Source organism: Mogibacterium pumilum (assembly GCF_002243385.1).
GTDB classification, from domain to species: domain Bacteria; phylum Bacillota; class Clostridia; order Peptostreptococcales; family Anaerovoracaceae; genus Mogibacterium; species Mogibacterium pumilum.
This window is the reverse complement of record NZ_CP016199.1, coordinates 1,577,632-1,587,755: the sequence shown is the minus strand read 5'-3', so window position 1 is coordinate 1,587,755 and position 10,124 is coordinate 1,577,632. Positions and strand designations below refer to the sequence as shown.

The following is a 10,124-nucleotide window of genomic DNA, read 5'->3' as shown; positions in this document are numbered from 1 at the left end:
TAAACAATAATTTAGAGCAGCAAGCTCAGGCAATATTTATAAATGAGCATTTATCTCTTAAAACGTCACCTGATGGTTGGAAGAAGGCCAGTTTGATAGATATTGCAGACTACCTAAATGGTCTTGCTATGCAAAAATATCATCCAACAGATGACGAAATTGGAATTCCAGTTCTTAAAATCAAGGAGCTCCGTCAAGGTTGTTGTGATAATAACAGTGAATTGTGTTCTCCGAACATCAAAAGTGAATACATTGTTCGCGATGGTGATGTTATTTTTTCTTGGTCAGGTAGTCTGTTAGTCGATTTTTGGTGTGGAGGTGTTTGTGGTTTAAATCAGCATTTATTCAAGGTAACATCAAGCAACTACGACAAGTGGTTCTATTATTCGTGGACAAAACACCATCTTGATCATTTTATATCCGTTGCTGCTGACAAAGCAACAACAATGGGACACATCAAGCGTGATGAACTTGTAAAAGCAGAGGTTTTCATACCTAATGAATCAGACTATAACCGAATAGGCACATTGCTTCAGCCAATTTATGACTTGATAATCTCAAACCGAATAGAAAATAAGAAACTCGCCTCATTAAGAGACACTCTTTTGCCGAAGTTAATGTCCGGTGAGCTTGATGTTTCCAGCATTAACCTCTAGGCCACTAAATTATTGTTTATAGTACAAAATACCCATAACTTCTGTGGGTGGCAGAAGTTAATATCAGGGGACTCCACCTCGTAGTCGTTCTCTAAGAATAAACAAAGGAGAAATGACTTATGAAACAAAATTTAATCAAAGATGTTATTCAAGGCATGTTACCATACTTGAACAACGCACAAAACGAAAAGCTACGAGAGATTTTGCAATACACACTCGCAAACTATGATATAAAGGAAGAACAGTACCACGAAATAACTTCAGAACACAACTTTGTAGAACTATTCTTATCGGCAAAACGAATTGAGGGTTGTTCCGAGAAATCGCTTAAATACTATATGACTACAATTGAAACTATGCTTGATGAACTTAAAAAGGATGTGCGACATATAGTTACAGACGATATACGTGGTTATCTAACAGAATATCAGAAAAAGAAAAAATCTAGTAAGGTAACAATAGATAATATCAGGCGTATACTTTCAAGTTTTTTCTCTTGGTTGGAAGATGAAGACTACATCTTGAAAAGTCCGGTAAGACGTATACACAAAGTTAAAACTGGCACAAATATAAAGGAAACATATTCTGATGAAGCGTTGGAACTTATGAGAGATAACTGCACAGAACTGAGAGATTTGGCAATGATAGATATGTTGGCTTCAACAGGTATGCGTGTCGGAGAAATGGTATTGCTCAACCGAAATGATATTGATTTCAATGAGAGAGAATGTATTGTTTTCGGTAAGGGCAGTAAAGAGAGAGTGGTATATTTTGATGCTCGAACAAAGATACATTTACAGAATTACTTAAGTAGCAGAACCGACGATAACCCGGCACTTTTTGTCTCTCTAAAAGCACCGCACGAAAGGCTAAAAATTGGCGGAGTTGAAGTTCGTCTGCGAGAATTTGGAAAACAGTTAGGATTGCAAAAAGTACACCCGCATAAATTTAGGCGTACACTTGCAACTATGGCAATAGATAAAGGGATGCCTATTGAGCAACTGCAACAGCTCTTGGGGCATAGAAAGATAGACACGACCTTGCAATACGCAATGGTAAAACAATGCAATGTAAAAATTGCTCATCGAAAATATATTGGATAAGAAAGGTGAAAATATGGCAGAGTGGAAGAAATATACATTAGAAGAAGTCTGCGAACGAATATATAGTGGTGGAACTCCTTCAACCAAGCACGAAGAATACTGGAACGGCAACATTAAATGGCTTTCTTCTGGAGAAACTTCCCAAAGATTTGTTTATGATACTGATAGAAAAATAACAAAAAAGGGCGTGGAAAATTCCTCGACTAAGCTTGCGACCAAGGGATGCACTGTTATTGCAACTGCTGGTCAGGGATATACGAGAGGGCAAGCAAGCTTTTTGATGATAGATACTTATATGAACCAATCTGTTATAGCTTGCAAAGCAAATGAAAGCATAATATTACCACTTTATCTGTATTACAATTTAGATAGCAGATATGAAGAGTTTCGCTTGTTATCCGATGGAACAAGCACAAGAGGCGGACTGTCTGGTTGGATATTGAAACGAATGGAGATAAAACTACCTCCAATATCATTACAGGAAAAGATAGTTGATATTTTAAACTCTATCGATAAAAAAATAGAGGAAAACAATGCGATAAACAATAATTTAGCGGCTTAGAGGTCAATGTCTGATACATCAAGCTCGTTTGACATCAATTTTGGTAGAAGCGTGTCTCGGAGTTGTGCCAATCGTTGATTTTCAAGCTGATTGTTTATTATAATTTCAAACATAGGAAGAGTTATCTCAGAAAAAGCATTATTTACTTCTTCTGAAGGTAAAACAGTTTTCGAAGCTTTAATCTCAGAAGATGATAGGTTTACTTGCACCCCGCTATTTGCTCTGCTACGCAGGTCAACAAGAAAATCTGTGCTGTTAGTAAGTAAATAAATAAAAGGATAAGTCACTCCTTTGTATCCATTTGCTCTGAGGTGTCCAACTCGCTGATTGACAATGTACTCATTGTCAAGTGGCATAACGGCTGTGTTACCTAATATTGCCACATTGTCTTTCATATCTGTCATTGCCATAAGTATATCGCCTTTTTTGAGAACGAATTTCTCTAATTTTGATGCAAGGCTCTTTGGATACCAGCTTTTTGTTCCATCAGGAATAAATCCACCGCTACGAGCAATATGTCCTTGTTTGAATACGTGATAACAGTCTGATGACGGCTCATTTAAAAGATCCTTACTCTTAAATGCATAGCCATTTTGAAAATCAGCAATTTTTTCGAGAGGAACTATTTCACAGTCAGAAGGCATAGTTCCATTAAATGGCTCGAAATCAACAAACCAAGACTTAAAAAGAGCTTGAGCTTGCTGCTCTAAATTATTGTTTAAGTAATTATTAGAGTTAAATTGTTGTATTGAATTTCAGTCATTAGGTAATACAACAGAAAAAATGGAGGATTGTTGTGATAAAGTGGACTTTTAAGAATAAAATAATTATCAATGAAAGAATGAAGAAAATCCTACAATTTTATTTATTTAATACGCCGGTAGAAGGAGTAAGTGTTCGTGGAAATACGTTTAAATATTTAGGATGGAATAAGAGACAACTAACACCATTATTAAAGAAAGAAATAGATTTTTTATCTTCTAATTGGATAATTACTACGGTTAAGGAGATTGAAACAAAACTAAAAACTTTAGGGCAACTTGAAAATGTGAAATTTGAAGAAATAGCAATTCATATCAATAACAAGAATAGTAATATTGACTCATTTTTCTATGCGGTCAGGTGTGCAATTGCTCATGGCTCTTTTTCCGTCAGAAAACACAATGGGCAGGCATTTTATATTTTAGAAAATAAAGATAAAGGTAAACTAAAAGCAAGGATAGTAATTAAAGAAGATACACTTGTACATATAATAGAAATAGTCTCAGATGCAAGTAAGTATAATAGATAGTGGAGAAGGTAATGTTTACAGAAGCAAATTATGAAAATTCAATAATTGAGCTATTTCAAAGTGAATTGGAATACGATTATGTTTATGGCCCTGATATTGAAAGAGACTTTAGCAGTCCACTATATGACGATGTTTTGATGGAATCTCTATATCGTTTGAATAGAGGTCTACCTGATGATGCTATCAAGGATGCAATATTCAAGCTAAAAAACTTTGAAAATGGAGAACTGATTCAAAAGAACACTGTCTTTATGGATTATCTACAAAACGGTATTCCTGTAAGATATTTTTCAGATGGAAAAGAATTTTTCTCTATCGTTTATATTGTTGATTACAAGAATCCATATAACAACTCGTTTATAATTGCCAATCAATGGACATTTATTGAAAATAGCAACAAGCGACCAGATATCATACTATTCTTAAATGGTTTGCCAATTGTGTTAGTTGAGCTCAAATCTCCTTCACGTGAAGAAACGGATGCTTCAGAAGCATATAGACAGATTCGTAACTACATGCAGGAAATTCCTTCCATGTTTATTTATAATGCTATTTGCGTTATGAGCGATCAAGTGACATCAAAAGCGGGTACGATTACCTCTGGTGAAGATCGTTTTATGGAGTGGAAGACAAAGAATGGAGACTACGAGGAGACTAAGTACGCACAGTTTGATACTTTCTTTGAAGGAATGTTCCAAAAAGAAAGATTGCTTGATTTAATTAAAAACTTCATCTGCTTCTCCAATGAGGGAATTAAAACATTTAAAATTCTTGCAGGATATCATCAATATTTTGCTGTAAGAAAAGCAATTGAATCAACAAAACGAGCAACCATTACCGACGGTAAAGGTGGTGTATTTTGGCATACACAGGGGAGTGGTAAATCGCTTTCAATGGTTTTTTATGCTCGCTTATTGCAGGATGCATTGGATAGCCCAACATTAGTGGTATTAACTGATAGAAATGATCTTGATGATCAGCTTTATAGTCAGTTTTCTAAATGCAAGGATTTCTTAAGACAAGTGCCGGTGCAAGCAGAAAGCAGGGAGAACCTCAAAAGCTTACTTGCAGGGAGACAGGCAAATGGTATTATCTTTACCACAATGCAGAAATTTGAAGAATCATATGAACCTCTATCTGAACGTCATAATATCATAGTTATGGCTGATGAGGCGCATAGAAGTCAATATGGACTAACTGAGAAAATTAAGATTACAAAAAATAAAGATGGCGAAGAAGTTGCTAAATGTATTGTTGGCACTGCAAGAACTATACGAAATACACTTCCTAATGCTACATTTATTGGCTTTACGGGTACTCCTATTTCGTCTAAAGATCGAAATACGCGTGAAGTGTTTGGAGATTATATAGATATATACGATATGACACAGGCAGTTGAGGATGGTGCAACTCGCCCTGTTTATTATGAGAGTCGTGTAATAAAATTAAACCTCGATCAAGCTACATTAGATTTAATTGATGCGGAATATGATCTTATGGCACTTCACTCGGATGAGAGAGTGATTTCTAAGAGCAAACGTGATTTAGGCAAAATGGAAGTGCTTCTGGGAAATGACAATACAATCAACTCTCTTGTTTGTGATATTCTAAATCACTATGAAAATAATCGTGAGAACTTGCTTACTGGCAAGGCGATGATTGTTGCATATTCTCGTCCAATAGCAATGAAGATTTACAAACGCATATTGGAGCTTCGACCTAACTGGACAGAAAAAGTTGGGCTTATTATGACGTCTGCAAACAAGGACCCTGAAGAATGGAGACAAATTATTGGAAATAAGCGCCACAAAGAAGAACTTGCAAAAGAGTTTAAAGATAATAATGGAAAAATGAAGATCGCCATAGTTGTCGATATGTGGCTTACAGGTTTCGATGTACCATCTCTTGCTACCATGTATGTATATAAGCCAATGGTCGGACATAATCTTATGCAAGCAATTGCACGAGTTAATCGCGTTTTTCTTGATAAAGAAGGTGGGCTAATTGTTGATTACGTTGGAATTGCTACTGCTTTGAAACAAGCGATGAATGAGTATACTGCTCGTGATCAAAAGAACTACGGTGATACTGATATTGCAAAGGTCGCATATCCTAAATTTTTAGAGAAGCTGTCTATTTGTCGTGATAAGTTTCATGGATATGATTACTCAAAATTTATAAATGGAACAGATCTTGAGCGCGCAAAAGCTATAACGGGTGCGGTTAACTTTATTATGGGCAGAGAAAAAGTTGATGATAAAGATTCTTTTGTAAAAGAAGCACTTATGCTTCATCAAGCACTCTCACTGTGTTCATCGATAGTGGATGAAGGTGGTAGGTTTGAAGCGGCATTTTTTGAGGCAGTACGTGTAGTAGTTCTCAGATTGAGTAATAGTGGAACAGACCAGAAGCTACCATTACATGAAATAAATAAAAGAATAAGTGAACTTTTGCAGCAGAGTATTAAAAGTGATGGGGTAATAAACTTATTTTCAGATATCAAAGAGGAGTTCTCTCTATTTGATCCTAAATTTCTACAAGAAGTTGCAAATATGAAAGAAAAAAATCTAGCAATTGAACTGCTGAAGAAGTTGATTGCGGAACAAATATCTGTTTATCTCAGAACAAATATTGTAAAAGCTGAAAAGTTTAGTGAAATTCTAAAGAAATCACTAAATGCTTATCTTAATGGAATGATTACAAACGAAGCTGTAATTGAAGAGCTTCTTAATTTAGCTAAACAGATTGCAAAATCACAAAATGAAGGAGAAGAGCTAGGTCTTACAGCTGATGAACTTGCTTTCTATGATGCATTGACAAAACCTCAGGCAATTAAAGACTTTTATGAAAACGAGGAACTTATAGCAATTACAAAAGAGCTTTCAGATGCATTACGAAAGAATAATACAATTGACTGGCAAAAGAGAGAATCTGCAAGGGCAACAATGCGTATGCAGATAAAGAGGCTGCTTAAAAAACATAGATATCCTCCTGAAGGAATGGAAGATGCAGTACAGACGGTTATGACACAGTGCGAATTGTGGACAGATAATTTTGACTATGGAGAGGATTTAAATCATTATGTAATAAGTGATAGCAAGGAGAAAGTGTTATCGTTAGTAGCAGAAAATACGGAAATATACAATTAATAAATACAATTGAACCAATCAAGGACAAGAGAAAAAGAACAGTGATTTTGATTTCTCTTGTCTTTAATTGTAATGATTATACACATATAAAAAGGAGAATGCATTGAGTAAAAAGCAATTGAATTCTATTGGCAATACAATTTCAGGAATTATAGTATTGTTAATTTGTGGTTATACTATTTTTCGCATATTTATGGCATTTATAGGTTATGTTAGAAATTTTATTAATACGCTAAGTAACATGGATGCAGTGGTCACTGTGGCTCTAATAACTGGTAGCTTATCATTTCTAAGCGTTTGTATAAGTTCTATCGTTTCTAAGATCTTAGAATATAAACAAAATACGAAGAGATATTTATATGAGATAAAAGAAGCACCATATTCAGAATTTATTGATATGGTTTATAGATTTCATAAAACCTTTCACCTAAGTAGAACCATATGAAACGATACATGAATTCCGCCCTAGCATACGCAATCCTCGCCATGATCGGAGGCGTATTCTATCGTGAATTTACCAAATACCACGGTTTTTCAGGCAAGACATACCTCAGCGTAGTGCATACACATTATTTCTTGCTCGGCATGGTATTCTTCATCTTACTTCTATTACTAGAAAAGAACTTTGCATTTACCACAGCAAAGACCCACAGGGCTAAATGCCTTAATCTCAGGCATGGCAGGAATCGGATATATGCTGTTAATAGTGAGCATGGCAATCATGCTACTACAGATTAGACGCAGTGTATCTGAGGCGGACAAGTAACTAATTTCAAAACAAAACATAATGCAAAAAATCAGGCTCACACCTGATTTTTTCTTCTCTCAAATACAAACTTTCTGAAATACTAACCAAGAAAATCCTTATTTCGAAAACAACTATTTTTTGAAATTAGAATGAGACATACTCAAATAAAAATAGAATCCAGCCTTAAAGTACTGGATTCCATAGAATAAATGTTGTGAATTACCTCAGCCCTATTCGCACATCGCCATCTCAACGCTATCTAGATACTGACATAGCGACTTATTAAACTTCTCATAATCAGCATACGCAAATTCCTCAGTAGCCTGCGCGATATTGACATACACAGTCTTAGACTGGTTATAAAAAGTAATCATCAGTGGCAACTTGAATACCGTCGAAAATCCCCTAACAGTTAGATAGCTAGCTTCCTCTATATTCATGATATCTTCCTTCGAACGAGCACCTGTCAGATGATCATCCGTTAATATCTGAGCTGGCATCTCCTTGCTATCATAGTAATCGTACATCTTGGAAGCAGCCTTGCAAATGCCCTCCCAGCCGGTAGCATACGTAAGATTCCACTGCGACAATAACCAGTTTCCATCCGCTCTTACTCCGATTAATAGCATCTTAACCTCCTGACCCATACCTCTAGGTATGTATCCAATATTTTCTGACTATAGAGTAAACCCATTATCATTCATTTTCAACCATCTGGTGCAAATAACTCCTTGCATGCATATACCGTCAATCAACCAAGTTCCCTTTACTCCATAATTCTAGTATAATACTCTATAACAGATAGAGATATTAAAATAGGAGGTGGACGATAACATGAAGATGCCAACGATATTCGTCGGGCATGGAAACCCAATGATTGCACTTGAAGATAACAACATAACAAAACAATTTGGAAGCATAGGCCGCAATATAATAGACCGATACGGTAGACCAAAAGGAATTCTTATGATTTCTGCGCACTGGTACACAAGCGGCACGTTAATAGAAAGCGCAGAAGAGCCTAAGCAAATCTACGATATGTACGGATTTCCTCAGGATTTATATAAAGTGAGATACCGAGTACAAGGTAGTTCAGAACTAACGAATAGGGTGAAAGAGCTGTTAAGCGATGAAGTATCAACAAATGACGAATGGGGAATCGACCACGGCGCTTGGACTGTACTGGTCCATATGTTCCCAGCTGCGGACATCCCAGTGGTTCAGCTGAGTGTTGATAGGAATCTAACAGAAGCAGAAGTATTTGAGATGGGACGCAAACTTTCTGTGCTAAGAGAAGAACGCTACCTGATTGTGGGTAGCGGTAACATCGTACATAATCTCACACTAGTTGACTGGAGCAATGCTGGCGGCAGTCAACTTGCCGACGACTTCGATGATTTTGTAAAAAGTATCGTGTTAAGCGGTGATTACAGCACTCTTATAAATGGCATAGAGCATCGTAGCGATTACAATTACGCCGTTCCGACAAAGGATCACTTTTATCCGCTACTATACATACTCGGGGCAAGCGAGGGAAGCACAGTTGAGGTCTTTAACAACGTAAGGAACATCGGATCAATCTCGATGACATCTTATTTATTTGAATAAGAATGCAGAACTATAGCACAAGCACTCCGTAATTACGATGTTTAATGTAGACTTAATACGATTAAATATTACAGTACGATTACCAAAAGGGAGGAATGCCATGAATACCAAGACGAGACTAAAATTAGCGATTGCGATTGTAATATCCGCACTGCTCATCCTATCTATCGCATCCTGCAGCAAGAAAGAGCCTAAGAAAGAAGAGAAAAAGCCGTCAAAGACAAGCGTGACAGAGAAGCTAGAGAAGAAGAGAAAGGCTGCGTACCAAGCGTATAAGACGGTTATAGAACAGAATCAGGGTGCTATCAAGGCATACTCGTGGCAGACCGTTCCTGGCAAGGACACATATAATAGCCGAGGCATCGATAGACCGATTTCCCTATGTGATATAGATGGTGATAAGATTCCGGAGCTGTTTTTCTTCACAGCGAATAATGAATATGAAGCACAGATGCACATCTATACATATAATGGCAAGGAAGCCGTGGAACTCAGCTACGATGGCTTTAATGAAGGGGCATATAATGGTAAGCTTGCGGATCAGCAAGCTGCAGCGGGCACTTCATATGTCGTATACAAGGGTAAAGAGGCAAATACTCTATACATATATGATTCAAACGGCGATGATAGCATGTTTTACAACATACACAAGTACACCATGAAGAATTCAAAGCTTGAACTGGTTCAAACTCTAACCAATGTCGTTGGACATGATGACAGTGGAAAGATCACCGATGTATACAAGAGGAACGGCAAAACCGTACCAAGCGCAGATGGTGGCAAGTCATTTACAAATTCATTTGCTCAGCTAGATAAGGCCATCATCTTCAGCACTAATAGAGAGGAGAACAACGTATCGCTCTGGAAGAAGTTCAGCTTCGATGGGGCACTCTGCATCTCGTATGATCAGGCGATAGCAAAGCTGAGCGAGTAAACAAGATTATCCCGCTATTATATAGTTTGTAACTCTCTAGAAATTTCATGTTAATATATCAGATATAGATTTA

10 protein-coding genes are annotated in these 10,124 nt (G+C 36.7%); 8 read left to right on the top strand and 2 right to left on the bottom strand.

Features of this window, described 5'->3' with window-relative positions:
- The 3 genes from AXF17_RS07620 to AXF17_RS07610 all read left to right on the top strand — a co-directional run.
- Positions 1 to 656: restriction endonuclease subunit S (locus AXF17_RS07620; RefSeq protein ID WP_207651551.1), on the top strand; the 656-nt coding region annotated here is incomplete at its 5' end.
- Between the two features lie 119 nt (positions 657 to 775).
- Positions 776 to 1,759 (top strand): site-specific tyrosine recombinase/integron integrase, encoded by a 984-nt coding sequence (gene xerA, locus AXF17_RS07615; RefSeq protein WP_094234498.1) that lies wholly within the window; start codon positions 776 to 778, stop codon positions 1,757 to 1,759.
- Positions 1,752 to 2,321, top strand: coding sequence for a restriction endonuclease subunit S (locus tag AXF17_RS07610; RefSeq protein ID WP_207651550.1), 570 nt, complete (start codon positions 1,752 to 1,754; stop codon positions 2,319 to 2,321). The genes xerA and AXF17_RS07610 overlap by 8 nt, the downstream gene beginning before the upstream one ends.
- Here the strand turns inward: AXF17_RS07610 and AXF17_RS07605 are convergent.
- Positions 2,318 to 2,965, bottom strand: coding sequence for a restriction endonuclease subunit S (locus tag AXF17_RS07605; RefSeq protein WP_237049038.1), 648 nt, complete (start codon positions 2,963 to 2,965; stop codon positions 2,318 to 2,320). The two genes, AXF17_RS07610 and AXF17_RS07605, sit on opposite strands and share 4 nt — an antisense overlap.
- 152 nt (positions 2,966 to 3,117) lie before the next feature.
- Here AXF17_RS07605 and AXF17_RS07600 point away from each other — a divergent pair, with 152 nt between their 5' ends.
- The 3 genes from AXF17_RS07600 to AXF17_RS07585 all read left to right on the top strand — a co-directional run bounded on the left by AXF17_RS07600 (position 3,118) and on the right by AXF17_RS07585 (position 7,499).
- Positions 3,118 to 3,612 carry a hypothetical protein gene (locus AXF17_RS07600; protein WP_094234497.1) on the top strand — a complete coding sequence of 165 codons (495 nt, stop codon included), beginning with the start codon at positions 3,118 to 3,120 and terminating at the stop codon, positions 3,610 to 3,612.
- Positions 3,613 to 3,623: 11 nt separating this feature from the next.
- Complete coding sequence (locus tag AXF17_RS07595) at positions 3,624 to 6,761, top strand: type I restriction endonuclease subunit R (RefSeq protein ID WP_094234496.1); 3,138 nt, start codon at positions 3,624 to 3,626, stop codon at positions 6,759 to 6,761.
- A 441-nt stretch (positions 6,762 to 7,202) separates the two neighbouring features.
- Entirely contained in the window at positions 7,203 to 7,499 is a 297-nt protein-coding gene (locus tag AXF17_RS07585) for a DUF2871 family protein (RefSeq protein WP_330398487.1), read from the top strand.
- 240 nt (positions 7,500 to 7,739) lie between these two features.
- Here the strand turns inward: AXF17_RS07585 and AXF17_RS07580 are convergent, their stop codons facing one another.
- Positions 7,740 to 8,138, bottom strand: coding sequence for a hypothetical protein (locus AXF17_RS07580; RefSeq protein ID WP_094234494.1), 399 nt, complete (start codon positions 8,136 to 8,138; stop codon positions 7,740 to 7,742).
- Positions 8,139 to 8,343: 205 nt separating this feature from the next.
- On the opposite strand from AXF17_RS07580, the gene ygiD reads away from it, so the two are divergent.
- Entirely contained in the window at positions 8,344 to 9,117 is a 774-nt protein-coding gene (ygiD, locus tag AXF17_RS07575) for a 4,5-DOPA-extradiol-dioxygenase (protein ID WP_094234493.1), read from the top strand.
- Positions 9,118 to 9,217: 100 nt separating this feature from the next.
- Positions 9,218 to 10,051: a hypothetical protein gene (locus AXF17_RS07570; RefSeq protein WP_094234492.1), complete on the top strand. Its 834-nt coding sequence runs from the start codon at positions 9,218 to 9,220 to the stop codon at positions 10,049 to 10,051.
- Positions 10,052 to 10,124 lie beyond the last annotated feature (73 nt).